12 protein-coding genes and 1 tRNA gene are annotated in these 21,708 nt (G+C 73.8%); 12 read left to right on the plus strand and 1 reads right to left on the minus strand.

The window, feature by feature from the left end; translation table 11 throughout:
* The first annotated feature begins 74 nt into the window (after positions 1–74).
* From FHS37_RS11445 to FHS37_RS11500, 12 genes are all read left to right on the plus strand, one after another.
* Positions 75–2,480 (plus strand): sodium-translocating pyrophosphatase, encoded by a 2,406-nt coding sequence (locus tag FHS37_RS11445; RefSeq protein ID WP_184819736.1) that lies wholly within the window; start codon positions 75–77, stop codon positions 2,478–2,480.
* A 204-nt stretch (positions 2,481–2,684) separates the two neighbouring features.
* The gene (locus FHS37_RS11450) at positions 2,685–3,275 is read left to right on the plus strand and encodes a small secreted protein (protein ID WP_184819738.1); all 591 of its coding nucleotides are present in this window, start codon (positions 2,685–2,687) and stop codon (positions 3,273–3,275) included.
* Positions 3,276–3,335: 60 nt separating this feature from the next.
* Entirely contained in the window at positions 3,336–4,856 is a 1,521-nt protein-coding gene (locus FHS37_RS11455; RefSeq protein WP_446001693.1) for a DUF7059 domain-containing protein, read from the plus strand.
* A 345-nt stretch (positions 4,857–5,201) separates the two neighbouring features.
* On the plus strand, positions 5,202–5,399 hold the full coding sequence (locus FHS37_RS11460) for a hypothetical protein (protein WP_184819742.1): 198 nt from the start codon (positions 5,202–5,204) through the stop codon (positions 5,397–5,399).
* A 245-nt stretch (positions 5,400–5,644) separates the two neighbouring features.
* Positions 5,645–8,479, plus strand: coding sequence for a type I DNA topoisomerase (gene topA / locus FHS37_RS11465; protein ID WP_184819743.1), 2,835 nt, complete (start codon positions 5,645–5,647; stop codon positions 8,477–8,479).
* Positions 8,480–8,671: 192 nt separating this feature from the next.
* Complete coding sequence (tmk, locus tag FHS37_RS11470; RefSeq protein WP_184819746.1) at positions 8,672–11,902, plus strand: dTMP kinase; 3,231 nt, start codon at positions 8,672–8,674, stop codon at positions 11,900–11,902.
* A 76-nt stretch (positions 11,903–11,978) separates the two neighbouring features.
* Positions 11,979–13,184: a DNA polymerase III subunit delta' gene (locus FHS37_RS11475; RefSeq protein ID WP_184819748.1), complete on the plus strand. Its 1,206-nt coding sequence runs from the start codon at positions 11,979–11,981 to the stop codon at positions 13,182–13,184.
* 138 nt (positions 13,185–13,322) lie between these two features.
* Positions 13,323–14,909, plus strand: a complete 1,587-nt coding sequence (locus FHS37_RS11480; RefSeq protein WP_184819756.1) for an alpha/beta hydrolase — start codon at positions 13,323–13,325, stop codon at positions 14,907–14,909.
* Between the two features lie 118 nt (positions 14,910–15,027).
* Positions 15,028–15,104: transfer RNA gene (locus FHS37_RS11485), tRNA-Thr, on the plus strand.
* A gap of 55 nt (positions 15,105–15,159) precedes the next feature.
* Positions 15,160–15,429, plus strand: coding sequence for a hypothetical protein (locus FHS37_RS11490; RefSeq protein ID WP_184819758.1), 270 nt, complete (start codon positions 15,160–15,162; stop codon positions 15,427–15,429).
* Between the two features lie 142 nt (positions 15,430–15,571).
* On the plus strand, positions 15,572–16,465 hold the full coding sequence (locus tag FHS37_RS11495; protein WP_184819760.1) for a glycosyltransferase family 2 protein: 894 nt from the start codon (positions 15,572–15,574) through the stop codon (positions 16,463–16,465).
* A 294-nt stretch (positions 16,466–16,759) separates the two neighbouring features.
* A complete protein-coding gene (locus FHS37_RS11500; protein WP_184819761.1) occupies positions 16,760–19,963 on the plus strand; it encodes an AfsR/SARP family transcriptional regulator in 3,204 nt (1,067 codons plus the stop codon).
* On the opposite strand, the gene FHS37_RS11505 is transcribed toward FHS37_RS11500, so the two are convergent.
* Positions 19,964–21,679: a bifunctional 3'-5' exonuclease/DNA polymerase gene (locus FHS37_RS11505; protein ID WP_184819763.1), complete on the minus strand. Its 1,716-nt coding sequence runs from the start codon at positions 21,677–21,679 to the stop codon at positions 19,964–19,966.
* Between the last annotated feature and the right edge of the window lie 29 nt (positions 21,680–21,708).

Here is a 21,708-nt window from a genome sequence, read left to right on the forward strand (position 1 = left end):
TCTGTTTTGATCGGGTTCCGGTACCTACAATCCCGTCCACATCTTGAGCTCAGCCCAAGCGTCAAGGAGGACGAATGGCGGGGCTTTCCATCTCATACGGGTCGGGCCGACCCACATCCCTCGCAGCCGCTGTGCTGACCGACGACAACCGCCTGCTCGTGGTGGTCATCGGCATCGTCGCGCTGGCGGCGCTCGTGGTCGCGGGAGTCCTGGTGCGCCAGGTGCTCGCGGCCGGCGAGGGCACCGACAGCATGAAGAAGATCGCCGCTGCGGTCCAGGAGGGCGCGAACGCCTATCTGGCCCGTCAGTTGCGCACGCTCGGCGTATTCGCCGTGGTCGTGTTCTTCCTGCTCATGCTGCTGCCCGCGGACGACTGGAATCAGCGTGCCGGACGGTCGGTGTTCTTCTTGATCGGAGCGGCGTTCTCGGCGGCCACCGGCTATATCGGCATGTGGCTCGCCGTGCGCAGCAATGTGCGGGTCGCGGCGGCGGCGCGCGAAGCCACTCCGGCGGAGGGCGAGCCGGAAAAGGATCTCACCGCGGTCTCGCACAAAGCGATGAAGATCGCTTTCCGTACGGGGGGCGTCGTCGGCATGTTCACCGTCGGCCTCGGCCTGCTGGGCGCCTCCTGCGTGGTGCTGGTGTACGCGGCCGACGCGCCGAAGGTGCTCGAGGGATTCGGTCTCGGGGCCGCGCTGATCGCGATGTTCATGCGGGTCGGCGGCGGCATCTTCACCAAGGCCGCCGACGTCGGCGCCGACCTGGTCGGCAAGGTCGAGCAGGGCATTCCGGAGGACGATCCGCGCAATGCCGCGACCATCGCCGACAACGTGGGCGACAACGTCGGCGACTGCGCGGGCATGGCGGCCGACCTCTTCGAGTCGTACGCCGTGACCCTGGTGGCCGCGCTGATCCTGGGCTCGGCGGCGTTCGGCGACGCGGGGCTCGCCTTCCCGTTGCTGGTGCCGGCGATCGGTGTCCTCACCGCGATGATCGGCATCTTCGCGGTGGCCCCGAGGCGCGCCGACCGCAGCGGCATGAGCGCGATCAACCGGGGGTTCTTCATCTCCGCGGTGATCTCGCTGGCGCTGGTCGCGGTCGCGGTGTTCACCTACCTGCCGTCGTCCTACGCCGACCTCGACGGCGTCACCGACGCGGTGATCCGGGGCAAGGACGGCGATCCGCGGATCCTGGCACTCGTCGCGGTGGCCATCGGCATCGTGCTCGCCGCCCTCATCCAGCAACTCACCGGCTACTTCACCGAGACGACCCGGCGCCCCGTGAAGGACATCGGCAGGACCTCGCTCACCGGACCGGCCACCGTCGTCCTCGCGGGCATCTCCATCGGTCTCGAATCCGCCGTCTACACCGCCCTGTTGATCGGACTCGGTGTCTACGGGGCGTTCCTGCTCGGCGGTACGTCGATCATGCTGGCGCTGTTCGCGGTGGCACTGGCCGGCACCGGCCTGCTCACCACGGTCGGTGTGATCGTCGCGATGGACACCTTCGGTCCCGTCTCCGACAACGCGCAGGGCATCGCGGAGATGTCCGGCGACGTCGAGGGCGCGGGCGCCCAGGTGCTCACCAACCTGGACGCGGTCGGCAACACCACCAAGGCCATCACCAAGGGCATCGCCATCGCCACGGCCGTGCTCGCCGCGGCGGCGCTGTTCGGCTCGTACCGGGACGCCATCACCACCGGCGCGCGGGACGTGGGCGAGAAGCTCAGCGGCGAGGGTGCGCCGATGAGCCTGATGATGGACATCTCGCAGCCCAACAACCTCGTCGGACTCGTCGCGGGCGCGGCGGTCGTCTTCCTGTTCTCCGGGCTGGCGATCAACGCGGTGTCGCGGTCGGCGGGTTCGGTGGTCTTCGAGGTGCGGCGGCAGTTCCGCGAGCGGCCCGGGATCATGGACCACAGCGAGAAACCGGAGTACGGCAAGGTCGTCGACATCTGCACCAGGGACGCCCTGCGGGAGCTCGCCACACCCGGCCTGCTCGCCGTGATGGCGCCCATCTTCATCGGGTTCACGCTCGGCGTCGGCGCCCTGGGGGCGTTCCTCGCGGGCGCGATCGGCGCGGGCACGCTGATGGCGGTGTTCCTCGCCAACTCCGGTGGCGCCTGGGACAACGCGAAGAAACTCGTCGAGGACGGGCACCACGGCGGCAAGGGCAGCGAGGCCCACGCGGCCACCGTGATCGGCGACACCGTCGGCGACCCCTTCAAGGACACCGCCGGCCCCGCGATCAACCCCCTGCTGAAGGTGATGAACCTGGTGGCGCTGCTCATCGCGCCCGCGGTCATCAAGTTCTCCTACGGCGCCGACGAGAGCGTCGGGATGCGGGTGCTGATCGCGGTTCTCGCACTGGTGGTGATCGTCAGTGCGGTGTACGTGTCCAAGCGGCGCGGTATCGCCGTGGGGGACGAGGGCGACTCCGAACCGAAGCCCAAGTCGGCCGATCCGGCGGTGGTTTCCTAGGCAGGACACCACGGCTGCGTGGTGAGGGCCGGACCAACGACCGGGCGGGCGGCGCGGATTGACGCGTCGTCCGCCCGTTTCCCGTGGTGCGCCCCTGCGAGTGAGCCTTCTCTCGCTTGGTGCAAATGGCTTCAAAAGTCTCTTAACGGACGTCCGGCGGGTGGGCGTAGCCCATCTGGCGTGTATGTTCCGGGGCCGAGAGCCATGGAAGGGACCAATCCGGTGAACAAGAAGCTCGCGGCCGCACTGTCCGGCGGTGCGGTACTGGTACTGGCGCTGACGGGATGCGGCGGCGACGACGGCAACGAGAAGCTGGACGCCTGGGCGAAGGAGGTCTGCGACGCGGTGCAGCCGCAGGCCAGGAAGATCGAGGCGGCCAACGCCTCGATCCAGAAGGAGACCTCGGACAACAGCACTCCGAAGGAGGTCCAGGAGGCCGACTCGAAGGCCTTCCAGGACATGTCCGAGGCCTACAAGGCGATCGGTACCGCCGTGAGCAAGGCCGGGGCACCGGACGTCGAGAACGGCGAGGAGAAGCTGACGAACGCGGTGAAGGAGCTCAACGGGATCTCCGCGTCGTACGCCTCCCTGAAGAAGCAGGTCGACGGTCTCGACACCGACGACCAGGCGAAGTTCGCCGACGGCCTGAAGGACATCGCCGCCGAGCTGGACAAGCTGAGCAAGAGCGGCAACGACGCCCTCAACGAACTGGAGGAGGGCGAGGTCGGCGAGGCGATGGCCCGGCAGGCCAGCTGCAAGACGGCCACCGCGTCGGTGCCGGCCGCGAAGAGCTGACGCCGCGGCGGGAGCGGCCGCGGCACGCGCGGACCGAGGGCGGCGGCCACAATGGGGAGCGTGAGTAACACCGGCCTGTCGCCCCTGCCCTCGTCCGACCGCCCCGACGCCGCCGCCCGGCTGCGGGACGCGCTGCTCGGAGCCTCCTTCACCGCCGACGGACTGCTCGAGCTGCTCGGCGCCCCCGCGTACGCGGCGCTGGCCCGCAGCGAGACCGTGCCCGCCCTCCGGGCGACCCGCGGGGACACGGCGCTGGAGGCGCTCGTACGACTGTTCCTGCTGCAGCAGCCCGTCCCGCACGCGCGGGTGGCGGACGTGCTGCCCGTGGACACCTGCCTGGAGAGCGGGTGGCTGGTGCGCGCCGGCGCGGACGACCTCGCCGCGACCGTGGACGTGCGGCCGTACGGCGGGCCGGCCGGCGAGGACTGGTTCATCGTCTCCGACCTGGGATGCGCGGTCGGCGGCGCCGGGGGCATCGGCAGCCGCGACGAAGAAGTCGTCCTCGGCGTCGGCGGGGCGTCCACGACCCTGGCCGGCATCACCGTCCGTACGCCCGTCTCCTCCGCGCTCGACCTCGGCACCGGCTCCGGCATCCAGGCGCTGCACGCCACCCGGCACGCCACCCGCGTGACGGCCACCGACGTCAACCCGCGCGCACTGCACATCACCGCGCTCACCCTGGCCCTCTCCGGGGCCCCGGCCGCCGATCTGCGCGAGGGGTCGCTGTTCACGCCGGTCCGGGACGACGAGACGTACGACCTGATCGTGTCCAACCCGCCCTTCGTGATCTCGCCGGGCGCCCGGCTCACCTACCGCGACGGCGGCATGGGCGGGGACGATCTGTGCCGGACGCTCGTTCAACAGGCGGGGGACCGCTTGAACGAGGGCGGGTTCGCGCAGTTCCTCGCCAACTGGCAGCACGTCGAGGGGGAGGACTGGCAGGACAGACTCAGGTCGTGGGTGCCTCGCGGATGCGACGCCTGGATCGTGCAGCGCGAGGTGCAGGACGTCACCCAGTACGCCGAGCTGTGGTTGCGGGACGCGGGCGACCACCGCGGGGACGAGGCCGAGTACCGGGCGCGGTACGACGCGTGGCTGGACGAGTTCGAGGCGCGCAAGGTCAAGGCGGTCGGCTTCGGCTGGATCACCCTGCGCAGGTCGGGCTCCGCCGCGCCGTCGATCACGGTGGAGGAGTGGCCGCACCCGGTCGAGCAGCCGCTCGGCGAGACGGTCCGGGCGCATTTCGACCGGCTCGGCCATCTGCGTGCGCACGACGACGCGGCGCTGCTCGAGACGCGCTTCAGGCTGGTCCCCGAGGTCGTGCAGGAGCAGGTCGGACTGCCCGGTGCCGAGGACCCGGAGCACGTCGTGCTGCGCCAGAACCGCGGGATGCGCCGGGCCACCAAGGTGGACACGGTCGGCGCGGGCTTCGCGGGGGTGTGCGACGGCACGATGAGCGCGGGGCGCATCCTGGACGCCATCGCCCAGCTCCTCGGCGAGGACCCCGTGCTGCTCCGCGACCGCACGCCCGCGCAGATCCGGTTGCTGGTGGAGCAGGGCTTCCTGGAGCCGGCCGACTGATCGGGGCGCGGACGACGGGACGCGGGCCGTGATGCGCGGGTGCGGCGGGACGCGAGCGCAGGACGCGGGTGTGAGCTGTGAGGCGCAAGGCGTGAGGCGCGGGGCGTGAGGGCGGGCGTGCGGGGGTGACGCGTGGGTCGCGGGGGGCGGCCGCTCCCGCCCCCGCGACCGTGTCGTTTCACGCCGATCCGGAATCTTTTCGACGGACCCCGTGACGGGCCGGCCCCGGCTCGCACCGACCCGTCGCCTCCGCGTTCACCTCAGGTTCGCCTGCGTGCCGTCCGGGCGTGGCAGCGTCCTTCCCGGACCGGTGTCAGCGGACGGGGAAGAGGGGCTCGCGGGACGATGGAGAGCGGACCGGGGATCTTCGCGGGGTTGGTGTTCTGCCTGTTCGGAGGCGGGCTGCTGGCCTGGACCGCGACCCGCGCACGGCAGCGTCGCCCCGTCGCCCACGGTGTGAGCCCCGTCGCATCGGCCGCCGTCGCCGGACTCGCCTCGATGATCTTCCTGGTCCTCGGCGCATGGTGCTTCACCCGCCTGTGAGGAGCGGATAGCCGCCCCGGTTCCGGGTAACCGATAAGTCGCGCTCCGCATGAGGGCGGGCAGGGACTGGACAGTCCGGGCGGCAGGAACGGTGGTAGTCGGGTTACCGTTCGAGTGGCCGTTGCGGGCTTTTCCCGTTTGACACGGGGGCGGGATGTACCGTCACACTCCGCAGCGTCACCATGACCCGACCCCGGGAGGACCGCCTGGGGAGGCCCCAGCGTCGACCGGAGAGAAGAGCGAAGTTGTCCCCGACCAGCGAGACCGCGAAGGGCGGCCGCCGACTCGTCATCGTCGAGTCGCCTGCCAAGGCGAAGACGATCAAGGGCTATCTCGGCCCTGGCTACACCGTCGAGGCGAGCGTCGGGCACATTCGCGATCTTCCCAACGGTGCCGCGGAGGTGCCGGAGAAGTACACCGGTGAGGTCCGCCGCCTCGGTGTGGACGTCGACCACGACTTCCAGCCGATCTATGTGGTCAACGCGGACAAGCGGGCCCAGGTCAAGAAGCTCAAGGACCTGCTGAAGGAGTCCGACGAGCTCTTCCTCGCCACCGATGAGGACCGCGAGGGCGAGGCCATCGCCTGGCACCTGCAGGAAGTGCTCAAGCCGAAGATCCCGGTCAAGCGGATGGTCTTCCACGAGATCACCAAGGACGCGATCCGCGAGGCCGTGGCCAATCCGCGCGAGCTCAACCAGAAGCTCGTCGACGCCCAGGAGACCCGCCGCATCCTCGACCGCCTCTACGGCTACGAGGTCTCGCCGGTCCTCTGGAAGAAGGTCATGCCGAAGCTGTCGGCCGGCCGCGTCCAGTCCGTCGCGACGCGGCTCGTGGTGGAGCGGGAGCGCGAGCGCATGGCGTTCCGCTCCGCCGAGTACTGGGACCTGACCGGCACCTTCGCGACCGGCCGCGCGGGGGACGCGAGCGACCCGTCGTCCCTGGTCGCCCGCCTGCAGACCGTCGACGGCAGGCGCGTCGCGCAGGGCCGCGACTTCGACTCCCTGGGGCAGCTCAAGAGCGCGAACACCCTCCACCTCGACGAGGCGAACGCCCGCGCCCTGGCCGCAGCCCTGGAGCACGCGCGGTTCGCCGTGCGCTCCGTGGAGTCCAAGCCGTACCGCCGCTCGCCGTACGCCCCGTTCCGTACGACGACGCTGCAGCAGGAGGCGAGCCGCAAGCTCGGCTTCGGCGCGAAGGCCACCATGCAGATCGCGCAGAAGCTGTACGAGAACGGCTACATCACCTACATGCGTACGGACTCGACGACGCTGAGCGAGACGGCGATCTCCGCCGCGCGCGCCCAGGTCACGCAGCTGTACGGTTCCGACTACCTGCCCCCGCAGCCGCGCACCTACGCGGGCAAGGTCAAGAACGCGCAGGAGGCGCACGAGGCGATCCGCCCCTCGGGCGACCGCTTCCGCACGCCCGCCGAGACCGGTCTGACCGGCGACCAGTTCAAGCTGTACGAGCTGATCTGGAAGCGGACCGTCGCCTCGCAGATGAAGGACGCCACCGGCAACTCCGTCACCGTGAAGATCGGCGGCACGGCGGCCGACGGCCGGGACGTCGAGTTCAGCGCCTCCGGCAAGACGATCACCTTCCACGGCTTCCTCAAGGCGTACGTCGAGGGTGCCGACGACCCGAACGCCGAGCTCGACGACCGCGAGCGCCGGCTGCCGCAGGTCGCCGAGGGCGACGCCCTCAGCGCCGAGGAGATCACGGTCGACGGGCACGCCACCAAGCCCCCGGCCCGCTACACCGAGGCGTCGCTGGTCAAGGAGCTGGAGGAGCGGGAGATCGGCCGCCCGTCGACGTACGCGTCGATCATCGGCACGATCCTCGACCGCGGCTACGTGTTCAAGAAGGGCACGGCCCTGGTGCCGTCCTTCCTCTCCTTCGCCGTGGTCAACCTGCTGGAGAAGCACTTCGGCCGGCTCGTCGACTACGACTTCACCGCCAGGATGGAGGACGACCTCGACCGCATCGCGCGGGGCGAGGCGAAGGCCGTGCCGTGGCTGAAGCGGTTCTACTTCGGCGAGGGCACCCACAACGGCGGCGCGGCCGAGGCGGGCAACGGCGACGGGGACCACCTCGGCGGCCTCAAGGAGCTGGTGACCGACCTGGGCGCGATCGACGCGCGCGAGGTGTCGTCGTTCCCGGTGGGCAACGACATCGTGCTGCGGGTGGGACGCTACGGCCCGTACATCGAGCGCGGGGAGAAGGACTCCGAGCAGCATCAGCGCGCGGACATCCCGGCGGACCTGGCGCCGGACGAGCTGACCGTCGAGCTCGCCGAGGAACTGCTCGCCAAGCCGAGCGGCGACTTCGAGCTGGGCACCGACCCGGCGACCGGCCACACGATCGTCGCCAAGGACGGCCGCTACGGCCCCTACGTCACGGAGATCCTGCCCGAGGGCACGCCGAGGACCGGCAAGAACGCGGTCAAGCCGCGCACGGCCTCCCTCTTCAAGTCGATGTCCCTGGACACGGTGACCCTGGACGACGCGCTGAAGCTGATGTCGCTGCCGCGCGTCGTCGGCACCGACGCCGAGGGCCAGGAGATCACCGCGCAGAACGGCCGCTACGGGCCGTACCTGAAGAAGGGCACCGACTCGCGGTCGCTGCAGTCCGAGGAGCAGCTCTTCACGATCACGCTGGAGGAGGCGCTGGCGATCTACGCCCAGCCCAAGCAGCGTGGCCGGGCGGCGGCCAAGCCGCCGCTGAAGGAGCTGGGCGAGGACCCGGTCAGCGGGAAGCCGGTCGTGGTGAAGGACGGCCGCTTCGGCCCGTACGTCACCGACGGCGAGACCAACGCGACCCTGCGCTCCGGCGACAGCGTCGAGGCGATCACGCCGGAGCGCGGGTTCGAGCTGCTCGCCGAGAAGCGCGCCAAGGGCCCCGCCAAGAAGACCGCGAAGAAGGCCACCGCGAAGAAGGCCACCGCCAAGAAGGCCCCGGCGAAGAAGACGGCGGCCGCCAAGAAGACCGCGGCGAAGAAGACCACGACCGCGAAGAAGACGGCGACGGCGAAGAAGGCCACCGCCGGGAGGGCGACCGCCTCGAACGCGGCGGAGGACTGACGCGTCGGAGGACCGGGGACTCCCCGGAGTCCTCGTCCGGGATCCTCTCCGGAGGCCTCCGCCCGGGATCTCCTCCGGAGGTCTTCGCCCCGGGTTCGGAATGCGAACGCCCCGGTACCGCTTCAGTGCCGGGGCGTGTGCATGTCAGGCGCGTCGCCCCGTGCTGTCGCCACGGGCCGATAGGCTGAACGCATGACGCGAGCCGAGCAGCCAACGGCCCACCGACCGGCCCCCGACGACGCCCTGGTCGCGGACTCCCGCGAGCGCGCCGTCCGTGCCCTGCTGCGCCGACCGCAGCTGAAACGGTTGTGGAGCGCGCAGCTCGTGGGCGGGGTCGGTGACGTCCTCGCCCTCCTCGTGCTGGTCCTCCTCGCCCTCCAGGCGGCGATCGCCGGGGGCTCCTTCGGCGGTGGCTACCGGGGCGCGGCGTTCGCAGTGGCGATCGTTTTCGGGGTGCGCGTCCTGGCGACCCTGCTGTTCGGCGCCGTCCTGCTCGGCCCGCTCACCGCGCTCACCTCGCAGGACGGCCCGCTGGACCGCCGTTGGACCATGGTCGGCGCGGACGCGCTGCGGGCCGCGCTGCTCATCGTGGCGCCGCTGTGGATCGACTGGACGCCCGACAACGCCCTGGCCGTCCTCCTCGTCACCGCCTTCGTGGCATCGGTCGCCGAGCGGTTCTGGACCGTGTGCCGGGAGAGCGCGGCGCCCGCGCTGCTGCCCGCGCCGCCCCCGGAGGGCGCGACGGTACGGCCGCTGCCCGACCGCATGGACGCGCTGCGCCGCCTGTCGCTGCGCACCGGCTTCGTGGCGATACCGCTCGCGGCCGTCACGCTCGTCGTCGCGGCCCTGTTCAACAACCTGCTGGGCACGGGGATCGACTGGTTCGCCGAGCATCAGGCGGCCCTCGCGTCGTACGTCGCGGCCGGGCTGTTCGCCGCGTCGCTGTCCGTGCTGACCTTCCTGGAGCTGCCCGACACGCGCACCCCCCGCGCGCGGTCGCCGCTGGAGGGGCTGCGCCGTCCGAAGAGCGCCGCCGGCGCCGACAAGGGCCGCACCGGCGCGCTGCCGCTGCTGGTGCTCGCGTCCGCGTCCGTCGCCGCCGCGGTGGCGGCCGCGGTCGCCGTGTCGGTGCTGCACGCCAAGGACCTCGGCGGCGGACCCGTGCTCTACGGCCTGCTGGTGGGCGCGCTGACCGGCGGTGTCGTCGTCGGCATCCGCACGGCGCCCTCCCTGCTGCCGGCGCTGTCCCGGCGCCGGCTGCTCGCGCTGGCGCTCGCCGCCACCGGTGTCGCGCTGCTGGCGGCCGGACTGGTGCCGGACGTCACCAGCGTCCTCCTGCTCGCCCTGCTGGCCGGTGTCGGCGCGGGCATCGCCGCCAACACCGGGCACGCGCTGCTCGACCAGGAGACCGAGGAGCAGCGCCGGGCCCGCACGACGGAACACCTGCACGCGGTGGTCCGGGTCTTCGTGGCGCTCGGCGCACTGATCGCCCCGGTGGTGGCCGCGGGCATCGGCCCGCACCGGCTGGAGAACGGCCGGTTCGTGTTCGCGCACGGCGGCGCCGCGTTCACGCTGATGCTGGTGGGCGCGTTGCTGCTGCCGGTGGCCGCGCTGGTGCTGGCCAAGGTCGACGACCGTTCCGGGGTGCCGCTGCGGCAGGACCTGCGCGACGCGCTGCTCGGCGGCGACGACCCCGAGCAGACGCCCGCCGCCTCCGGCTTCTTCATCGCCCTGGAGGGCGGCGACGGGGCCGGGAAGTCCACCCAGGCCGAGGCGCTCGCCGAGTGGATCCGGGACAAGGGCCACGAGGTCGTGCTCACCCGCGAGCCCGGGGCGACACCGGTCGGCAAGCGGCTGCGCTCCATCCTGCTGGACGTCTCCAGCGCCGGCCTGTCGCACCGCGCGGAGGCGCTGCTGTACGCGGCGGACCGGGCCGAGCACATCGACACCGTCGTACGGCCCGCCCTGGAGCGGGGCGCGGTCGTCATCTCCGACCGGTACATCGACTCCTCCGTGGCCTACCAGGGGGCCGGACGCGATCTGTCGCCGACCGAGATCGCCCGCATCAACCGCTGGGCGACCGACGGGCTGGTCCCGCACCTGACGGTGCTGCTGGACGTGGCGCCGGAGACCGCGCGGGAGCGGTTCACCGAGGCGCCGGACCGGCTGGAGTCGGAGCCCGCGGAGTTCCACGCGCGCGTGCGGGCCGGTTTCCTCACCCTGGCCGCGGCCGACCCGGGCCGGTACCTGGTGGTCGACGCCGGGCAGGAGCCGGAGGCCGTCACCACGGTGATCCGGCACCGGCTGGACCAGGTGCTGCCGCTGTCCGAGGCCGAGATCGAAGCCCGTGAGGAAGCGCGCCGCAAGGCCGAGGAGGAGGCCCGCCGCAAGGCGGAGGAGGAAGCGGCCCGCAAGGCCGAGGAGGAGCGCCTGGAGCGCGAGCGCCAGGAACAGCTGGCGCGGCTGCGCGCCGAGGAGGAGGAGCGCAAGCGGCGCGAGCTGGAGGAGGCGCAGCGGCGCGAGGCGGAACGGCAGGCGGAGGAGGCCCGGCAGCGCGCCGAGGAGGCCCGTCGGCGCGCCGAGGAGGAGCGGCAGCGGCTGCTCGCCGAGGAGAAGGCGCGCGCCGAGGAGGAGGCCCGCCGCAGGGCCGAGGAGGAACGCCGCCGCAAGCAGGCCGAGGAGGAGGCCCGGCTGCGCGCCGAGGCCGAGGCACTGCGCCTGGAGAAGCAGCGCAAGGCCGAGGAGGCCCTGCTGCGGGCCGAGGAGGCCCGGCGGGTCGCGGAACGGGCGGCGGCCGCGGCGGAGGCGGGACCGAAGGTCACGGCCGCCCCCGAGGCCCCGCGTCCCTCCGCACCCCGGGCCTCCCGGCCGGCGGCCGGGGACGCGGCGACCGTGCCGACGCCGATCGTGACGCCGACGAACGCGTCGGGCGGGCCGGTGGACGAGACGGCGGTGCTGCCCCGGGTGCCGGGCGAGGACGCGGACGGACAGGGGTCCGGCCGGTCCGGGGTCTCCGACTCCGAGGTGACGGCCGAGCTGCCGGTGCCGCCGGTTCCGCCGGGCGCGGCCGACGACACCGCGGTCCTGCCGCCCGTACCGCCGGGCGCGGCGGACGAGACGGCGGTGCTCCCTCCGGTGCGGGGGGAGGAGCAGGGGGACGCGGGCCGGGTGCCGCCCGGTTACTTCCGGGACGAGCGGCCGGCGGGCGGGTCCGGTCCGGCGGGCGGATCCGACGGCCCCGAGGACCGCACGCGCGAGCTGCCGCAGATCGACCCCGAGGGCACGCCCCGCCGACGCCGGCAGCGCTCCGACTGGGCCGAGGAGACCCCGCTGGACGACCTGCCGACGCTGGCGGACGAACTGCTCGGTCCGCACGGGGACGAGCAGCACGACGACGAGGGCGGCCGGGGCCGCCGGCGCTGACCCGGTCCGGCGTTGTCGGTGCCCACCCCCACAATGGATCCCGCAAGCCGAACGTGACGGAAGGGCGGCGTGACCCGTGACCGTGTGGGACGACCTCGTCGGGCAGGAGCGGGTGAGCGAACAGCTCACCGCGGCCGCCCGGGACGCCGACGCGCTCGTCACCGCGGCGGCGGCCGACGCGCCCCCGCCCGAGGCGTCCAGGATGACGCACGCCTGGCTGTTCACGGGTCCGCCCGGCGCGGGGCGCGACCAGGCGGCGCGGGCCTTCGCCGCCGCGCTGCAGTGCGTCAGTCCCGACCGCGCGCTCGGCGGGGCCCCCGGCTGCGGGTTCTGCGACGGCTGCCACACCGCGCTGATCGGCACCCACGCCGACGTCACCACGGTCGCCGCCGTCGGCTCGGAGATCCTCGTCAAGGACATGCGCGACACCGTGCGCAAGTCCTTCACCGCCCCGGCGAACGGACGCTGGCAGATCATCCTCGTCGAGGACGCCGAGCGGCTGAACGAGAAGTCCGCCAACGCCGTCCTCAAGGCCGTCGAGGAGCCCGCCCCCCGCACGGTCTGGTTGCTGTGCGCCCCCTCCCTCGAGGACGTGCTGCCGACGATCCGCTCCCGCTGCCGCCACCTCAACCTGAGCACGCCCTCCGTGGACGCCGTCGCCGACATGCTCGTACGGCGCGAGGGCGTCGAGCCGGACGTCGCCGCGGCGGTGGCCCGCGCCACCCAGGGCCACGTCGACCGCGCGCGCCGCCTGGCCACCGACCCGGCGGCCCGCGAGCGCCGTGCCGCCGTGCTGAAGCTGCCGCTGCGGGTCGAGGACATCGGCGGGGCGCTCAAGGCCGCCCAGGAACTCGTCGACGCGGCCGCCGAGGACGCCAAGCAGCTCGCCGAGGAGATGGACACCAAGGAGACCGAGGAGCTGAAGGCGGCGCTCGGCGCGGTCCAGGGCGGCCGGATGCCGCGCGGCACGGCCGGCGTGGTCAAGGATCTGGAGGACATGCAGAAACGCCGCAGAACGCGGACGCAGCGCGACAGCCTCGACCTCGCCCTGACCGACCTGACCAGCTTCTACCGCGACGTCCTCGCCCTCCAGCTCGGCTCCCGCATCGCCATCGCCAACACGGACTCCGAGGACGCGCTCGAGCGGCTGGCCCGCGGCAGCTCACCGGAGTCCACGCTCCGCCGCATCGAGGCGATCGCCGCCTGTCGCAAGGCCCTCGACCGCAACGTGGCCCCGCTCCTCGCGGTGGAGGCGATGACGATGGCCCTCAGGGCGGGCTGACGGCGTGGGGTGACGGCGCGGACCGACGGCGCCCCGACCGACGGCTGACGGCCGCTCGGCGGCTCGACGCGGTAACTCGTACGGGGCACGGCGTGCGCGGAGAGCACTCATCCCCTCTCCCAGAGTTACGCTCGCAGCATGCACACAAGGCGCACCCCCCGTAGGACCCGCACCGCGGCCTGCCTGCTCGCCGTCGCCGCGCTGCTGGCATCCGGCTGCTCCTCCGGGAGCACGCCGGGCACCGCCAGTTCGGCGGCGGAGGAGAAGGCACCGGCGCTGGCCGCGCTGCCCCGCTCCACGCCGGCGGCGCTCACGCCGTACTACGAGCAGAAGCCGTCCTGGCGCGACTGCGGAGTCCCCGGCTTCCAGTGCACCACGGTGGAGGCCCCGCTCGACTACGCCGATCCGTCCGCCGGCGACGTCCGTCTCGCCGTGGCCCGCAAGAAGGCCACCGGTCCGGGGAAGCGGCTGGGTTCGCTGCTGGTGAACCCCGGTGGCCCCGGCGGCTCGGCGATCGGCTACCTCCAGGCGTACGCGGGCATCGGCTACCCGGCCGAGGTGCGCGCCCGCTACGACATGGTGGCCGTCGACCCGAGGGGCGTGGCCCGCAGCGAACCCGTCGAGTGCCTGGACGGGCCCGAGATGGACGCGTACACGCAGACCGACGTCACACCGGACGACGCGAAGGAGGCGGACGCGCTGGTCGCGGCGTACCGGAAGTTCGCCGAGGGCTGCGGAGCGGACGCGCCGAAGCTGCTGCGCCACGTGTCGACCGTCGAGGCGGCCCGTGACATGGACATCGTGCGGGCCGTGCTGGGCGACGAGAAGCTGAACTACGTCGGCGCCTCGTACGGCACCTTCCTGGGGGCGACCTACGCCGGACTGTTCCCCGACCGCGCGGGCCGTCTCGTCCTGGACGGCGCGATGGACCCCTCGCTGCCCGCGCGGCGGCTCAACCTCGAGCAGACGGCCGGTTTCGACACGGCGTTCACCGCCTTCGCGAAGGACTGCGTCCGGCAGAGCGACTGCCCGCTCGGCGGCCGGGGCACCGGACCCGAGCAGGCGGGGAAGAACCTCAAGGCGTTCTTCACCGGCCTCGACGCCCGGCCGGTCCCCACCGGTGACGCCGACGGCCGCAGGCTCACCGAGTCGCTGGCGACCATGGGCGTGGTCGCGGCGATGTACGACGAGGGCGCCTGGCAGCGGCTGCGCGAGGCGCTGACGGCGGCGATGAAGGAGAACGACGGCGCCGGACTCCTCGCCCTGGCCGACAGCTACTACGAACGCGACGCCGACGGCGAGTACGCCAACCTGATGTCCGCCAACGCGGCCGTGAACTGCCTGGACCTCCCGCCCGCCTTCGACTCCCCGGACGAGGTGCGGGCGGCGCTCCCCGACTTCGAGGAGGCGTCCCCGGTCTTCGGCGAGGGCTTCGCGTGGATGGCGCTGAACTGCGCGTACTGGCCGGTGCGGGCCACGGGCGAGCCGCAGCGCATCGAGGCGGAGGGCGCGGCCCCGATCGTCGTCGTCGGCACCACCCGCGACCCGGCGACCCCGTACCGCTGGGCCGAGGCCCTGGCCGGCCAGCTGTCCTCGGCCCGTCTCCTCACCTACGAGGGCGACGGCCACACCGCCTACGGCAGGGGCAGCGACTGCATCGACTCCGCGATCAACACCTACCTGCTCCGCGGCACCCCGCCCGCGGAAGGAAAGCGCTGCTCGTAGTCGGTGCCGCCCCTCCGGGGGCGGGCCCTGCGGCCCGCCCCCGGGGCAGGTGCGAAGCACCCCGGGAAACTGTGTAGACTTACCGACGTTGCCGATCGCACCATGATGCGGGCAGCACGCCGCCTTAGCTCAGATGGCCAGAGCAACGCACTCGTAATGCGTAGGTCTCGGGTTCGAATCCCGAAGGCGGCTCCAGTCGAACGGCCGGCCAGGACCTCTCCTGGCCGGCCGTTCGCCGTTCAGCGGCGCGGTGGTGGCGCAGTGGGCTCCCGCCCCCGGCACCTGCGCCTCCCTCCTCGGCCGGGTCCACGACGAGCCGCACCGCCCGGACCGGGCCGTGAAGGCGGACCCGAAGGGTCCCGGACACCTCGCCGAGCCGGTCGAGCTGATCGCGGCACTCGACGCGGAGCTCGGCGGCGGCCAGTCCTCCGAGAACCCGAGGAGGCACCGGCACGCGCTGGTCGGCACCCGCGACGGGATCAACACGTGGATGCGGGGCCATCCCGCCGACTACCGCTGAACACCCGCTCCACTCCTCCCGTACGGAAGGGCGCGCCCGGCGACGCGACGCGCGGGAGGCCGTGCGGCCTCCCGCGGGAGGCCGCGGCGTGAACGGCTAGCATCGCGGGCACAGTCGTCGGCCGGGACGGTGAGGTGAGGACATGGAACCGCCGAGGATCGCCGTCGCCGTGGTGACCATGGGGAACCGGCCCGCCGAGGTGGACGCGCTGCTGGAGTCCGTGGCCAAGCAGGACGTGCCGCCCGCGAGGATCGTGATCGTGGGCAACGGCTGCCCGCTGCCCGAGTTCGCCCGGCGGCTGTCCCTGCCCGGCGAGGTCACCACCGTCGAGCTGGACGAGAACCTCGGCTGTCCGGGCGGGCGGAACGCGGCGATCGCGCGGCTGCGGGAGTTCGGGGACGTGGACGTCGTCGTCGAACTGGACGACGACGGTCTGCTCGTCGACGCCGATGTGCTGCGCCGGGTGGGGGAGCTGTACGCCGCCGACGGGCGGCTCGGGATCGTCGGTTTCCGGATCGCCGACGAGACGGGGGAGACGCAGCAGCGGCACGTGCCCCGGGTCGGGCGGTCGGATCCCCTGCGGGGCGGGTACGTCACCGGGTTCCTCGGCGGCGGGCACGCCCTGCGGATGGCGATGCTCGACGAGATCGGCGACTGGCCCGCCGCGTTCTTCTTCGCGCACGAGGAGACCGACCTCGCCTGGCGCGCGGCCGACGCCGGATGGCGGATCCTGTACGCGCCCGAGCTGCTGCTCCGGCACCCGAGGACCTCGCCCGCCCGGCACGCCATCTACTACCGGGTGAACGCCCGCAACCGCGTCTGGCTGGCCCGTCGGCGGCTGCCGCTCGCGCTCGTCCCCGTGCACCTGGGGGTGTGGGTGCTGCTCACCCTGGTGCGGAACCGGTCGGCGAGCGGGCTGCGGGCCTGGTTCGCCGGGTTCGCGGAAGGGGTGCGGGAGCCGGCCGGGGAGCGGCGGGCCATGCGCTGGCGGACGGTGTGGCGGCTGACCCGGCTGGGACGGCCGCCGGTCATCTGATCCGGGGGGCAAAAAACGAGGGTCCCGGCCGTTCACCTCTGCCGACCGGGGGCCCTCGTGTGCGGATCGGGCCGCGGCGGCGGCACTCCCCCGAGCTGCGCGTTCTACGCGCGCGCCGTCGGGCCGGATCCGATGTAGTGATCACATCAGATGTTGCCAACGGATCGCTAACATGTGGCCCGTGGATCCCCATTGAGTCATCCGGGACCGGTGGTGGCCGGCGACCGGGCGGGCGCCGGGGGTCCGTCGCGCCCGGAGCGGGTCCGGGACTTGGGCGGAAGGCAGTGGTGCGGCGTGACACGGCGCGAGCTGCGGTTCGGCCTGCTGGGGGCACCGGTTCTCTACGACGGCGACCCGGAGGGCGGGGGCCGGTCCGTGCGGTCCATCGGAAGCCCCAAGCTGCGCGTCCTGCTCGCCGCGCTGCTGCTGGACGCAGGGCGCGTCGTCTCCGTCGAGGCGCTGAAGGACGCGATGTGGGGCGCGGCACCGCCCCCCTCCGCGCAGCCCTCGCTGCACAATCACGTGGCCCGGCTGCGGCGGCTGCTCGACGACCCCGAGCGGCTGGTCACCGTGCCGACCGGGTACCTGCTGCGCGTCGGGGAGGGGGAGCTGGACGTCCACGCGTTCGACGCCCATGCCGCCGCGGCCCGCGTCGCGCACGCCGGGCGGGACTGGAGGCGCGTGGTGCGCGAGTGCACGGCCGCGCTCGCGCTGTGGCGGGGGGCTCCACTGGCCGGGCTGCCGCCCGAGGTGGGCGGGTACGCCTTCGTGCGGCGGCTGAACGAGGCGCGGCTGCTGCTCCTGGAGCGGCGGTACGACGCCGAGCTCGCCCTCGGCGGGGGACGCCTGGCCGGGCTCGTGCCCGAGCTGACGGCGCTGGCCGCCGAGCACCCGCTGCGGGAGGCGTACCACCGTCAGCTCATGCTCGCCCTCCACCGCACCGGCCGCCGGGCCGAGGCGCTGGCCGTCCACCGCGATCTGCGGGCCCGCCTGGTGGAGGAGCTCGGCGTCGAGCCGGGGGCGGCGGTGCGGGAGGCCCACGTGGAGGTGCTGCGCGGGACCACCGGGCCGGGCCGGTCCGCCGAGTCGGCACGGTCGGCCGAGCCCGTGGCGCCCGCTGACGAGCCCGCGGGGCCCGGAGCGCCGACGGGGGCGGCGGGACCCGGTGCCGCCGCCGCGCCCGCGCGGCACGACGCGCCGGCGCACGCCGTGCGGTCGCCCGGCATCGCGCCCACGGCACTCCGGCCCGCCCAACTACCGCCCCCGCCCGCTCACTTCACCGGCCGCACCGACGTACGGGACGAGCTGCACCGGGTGCTGATCCCCCGTTCGGGCCCGGTCGGACCCGCCGTCGCCGTCGTCAGCGGTATGGCCGGCGTCGGCAAGAGCGCGCTCGCGCTCCATGTCGCCCATGCGCTGGCGGAACGTTTCAGCGATGGTCAGCTCTACGTCCACCTGCACGGCGCGACTCCCGGCATGGCCCCCCTCACCCCCGCCCAGGCCCTCAGCGCGCTCCTGCGCGACCTCGGCACCGACCCCCGCGGGGTCCCCGAGGCGCCGGACGCCGCGGCGGCGCTGCTGCGCTCCCTGCTCGCACCGACCCGCACCCTCCTGGTGCTGGACGACGCGGCGAACGCCGCACAGGTGCGGCCGCTGCTGCCGGCCGGTCCCGGCTGCGCGGTGATCGTCACCAGTCGTTCACCGCTCACCGCGCTCGACGGGGCCGCCCGGTTCCCGCTCACCCCGCTGACCGACGAGGACAGCGCCGCCCTGCTGCGCACGGTCTCCGGCCGCGACGGCCTCGGCGCCGGCCACCCCCTCGTCACGCTCACCGGCCGCCTTCCCCTGGCCCTGCGGGTCGTCGCGGCCCGGCTCGCCGCGCGGCGGGTCCTCACCCCGGACGCGCTCGCCGGCCAACTGTCGGCCACGGACAGCCGGTTGCCCCACCTGGAGTACGACGACCTCAGCGTCCGCCGCTCGCTGGCCGTCGCGTACGACGCGCTCGCCGCCTCCGAGCGCGAGGCCGACCGGGACGCGGCCCTCGCCCTGCGCCGCATCGGGGCGCTCGACCTGCCCGGGTACGGCGCGCCCCTGCTGGCCCGCCTCACCGGTACCGGCGAGCGCCGGGCCGAGGCCGCGCTGGACCGGCTCGTCGACGTGGCCCTGCTGGAGGAGACGGCGTACGGCCGCTACGCGCCCCACGACCTGGTCCGCGACTTCGCCCGGGAACTCGCCGGTGCCGACGGCGGAACGGACCGGGACGCCGAGGTGCGGGACGGCGAGGGACGGGAGACCGAGGGGCGGGACGCCACCGGGACCGCGCTGCGCTGGTACGCCGCCGTCGCCGGACGCGCCCTCGCCGCGATCGTCGAACCCGGCCTCGACCAGGACGACCGCCGCCGCCCCACCTCCTCCCAGCCGCCCGGGCACGCGGCCGACGTCGAGGCCGTTCCCCCGTTCGCCGACGCCGAGGAGGCCTTCGCCTGGGGCGACCGGGAACTGGAGAACATCGTCACCCTGGTCGAGCCGTACGCCGACGACGCGGCCGGCGGTGAAGAGGGCGGCCGGAGCGCCCACGCCGCCCACCTCTCCGTCCTGCTCCGCCTCCTGTGCCCCTACCTCCAGCGCCGCGGCCGGGTCGCCGAGTGGGACGTGCTGGGCCGGGCCGCTCTCCGGGTGGCGCGGAGGCTGGGGGACGAGGCCGCCGAGGGATACGCGCTGACCGACCTCGCGGGGCTGTACTTCCTGACCGGCCGGCACAACGACGCCCTCGCCCTCACCGACCGCGCACTGGAGATCTGGCGGCGGCTCGACGTCGTCTCCTGGATCCGGCGCTGCCTCAACAACCGCGGGCTGCTGCTCCAGGAGCTCGGCCGGCACGCGGAGTCGGGACAGGCGCTGCGGCAGAGCCTCACCTACTCGCAGCAGTTGAACGATCCCTACGGCGAGGCCGTCACCTACAGCCACCTGGGCAACCTGTACGAGCACTCCGACCCGCGCGCCGCCATCGAGCAGCACCGGCGCTCGCTCGCCATGGGGCACGAGATCGGCGCCGTCATCGTGCAGCACTCCGCGCACTGCAACATCGGGTACGCCCACCTCCGCCTCGGCGAACCGGCCGCGGCCCTGCCGCACTTCGAGGAGAGCCTGCGCATCCTCGGCGGGCACGACAACTGGCACGGCGAGTCCCAGACCCGGCTCGGCCTGGTCCGCGCCCTGCGGCTGCTGGGGCGCACCGAGCAGGCCGTCGGCGAGTGCGGGGAACTGCTCGGCCGCGCCGACGCCCGCGCCGACCGCTACACCGGTGGTCTGGCCCGCCACCAGTACGGCCTGCTGCTGCGCGAGCGGGGGCGTACGGGGGAGGCGTACGAGCAGTGGCGGTCGGCGCTCGCCGCTCTGGACGGGACGGACGGGCAGGCGGTGGTGGGGGAGCTGAGGGAACTGCTGGCGGGCGACACCGGGAACACCACCGGGGGCGACACGAACGCCACCCGCTGATCACTTGGCGTCCGCATAGCACTCCACCACCGCCGTCGTGAACGGGAAACGGACCGGTGTCCGCCCGAAGGTCAGCCGGCCCGCCAGGTCCGCGGCCTCCCGGATCGCCGCCACCACCGCCCCGGCCTCCTCCTCGGGGCAGTGCACGATCACCTCGTCGTGCTGGAAGAAGACCAGCTCGGCCGCCATGTCCGCCAGGGTCTGCCGCAGCGCGGCGAGCAGCAGCAGGGCCCAGTCGGCGGCGCTGCCCTGGACGACGAAGTTGCGGGCGAAGCGCCCGCGGGCGCGGGCGTCGGTCGAGGCGTAGCCCGGCACCCACGGCCGGCCGCCGCCGGTCTCCTCCCCGGCGGCACCGGAGCCCCCGGCGGCCTCGGCGACCGGGATGCCCGCCTCCTCCACCGCGTCGTCCGTCGCACGGGCGGCCGGCGGGCAGGTGCGGCCCAGCCAGGTCCGTACGAGCCGGCCCTCCTCGCCCGCGCGGGCGGCCTCGTCGACGTAGGCCACCGCCCGGGGGAAGCGGCGTCTGAGCGCGGCGAGGTTCTTCAGGCCGTCACCCGAGGTCTGGCCGTAGACCGCGCCGAGGACGGCGATCTTGGCCCGGTCGCGGTCGCCGGAGAACGCGTGCTCGGACACCGACTGGTACAGGTCGCCCTCCCGGCCGGCCACCTCCATCAGCCCGGGGTCGCGGGAGATCGCCGCCAGCACGCGCGGCTCCATCTGGTCGGCGTCGGCGACGACGAGCCGCCAGCCCGGGTCGGCGACGGCCGCGCGGCGGATCACCTTGGGGATCTGCAGGGCGCCCCCGCCGTTGGTCACCCAGCGGCCGGTCACGGTCCCGCCCGCGTGGAACTCGGGCCGGAACCGGCCGTCGCGCACCCAGTCCTGGAGCCAGGACCAGCCGTGGGCGACCCAGATGCGGTAGAGCTTCTTGTACTCGAGCAGCGGCTTCACGGCCGGGTGGTCGACGGACTCGATCTCCCAGCGGCGGGTCGAGGAGACCTTGACGCCGGCCTGCGCGAAGGCCTTGACGACATCGGCCGGCAGGTCGGGCCGCACCCGGCGGCCGAAGGCGGCGGACACCTCGTCGGCGAGCTCGGCCAGCCGGCGCGGCTCGCCACCGCCCGCGTACCGCTCGCCGAGCAGGTCGTGCAGCACCGCGCGGTGCACGTCCGCCCGCCAGGGCAGCCCCGCGCGGTTCATCTCGGCGGCCACCAGCGTCCCCGCCGACTCGGCGGCCGTCAGCAGCCGCATCCGGTCCGGGTGCGCGGTCCGGCCGGTCCGCCGCTGCTGCTCGGCGTAGACCGCGAGGAGGTCCGTCAGCGGCAGGGGGGTGCCCGTGGGTTCGAAGAGGGGTGACTGCGCGCCCGGCTCGGCCGGGCGCTGCGGCGGGTCGGGCGGCACGGGGCCGCCGCGCAGCCGGGCCAGGGCGGCCGCGGCCGAACGGGGCTCCCCGTACCGCCCCTCGTGGCCGAGCAGGAGCGTCTCGGCGGCCTCGACGTCGTGGCACCGCTCCACTCGCACCCCCGTGGCGAGCAGGCGCGGGTAGACCTCGGCGGTGGACCGCCACACCCACCGCGTGACGCCGGGACGGCTCCGGACGGCCTCGGCGGGATCCGCCTCCCGACGCACCGGGCCGGCGGGCAGCCCGTCCGGACCGAGGGGGGCGACGTCCACGCCACCGTCCTCGGCCGGGGCGAGCGCCCACCGGTCGGCCATGTACGCGAGTGTGGCAGGGGGGTCTGACA

The sequence above is a fragment of the Streptomyces griseomycini genome (assembly GCF_014203535.1).
GTDB lineage: Bacteria > Actinomycetota > Actinomycetes > Streptomycetales > Streptomycetaceae > Streptomyces > Streptomyces griseomycini.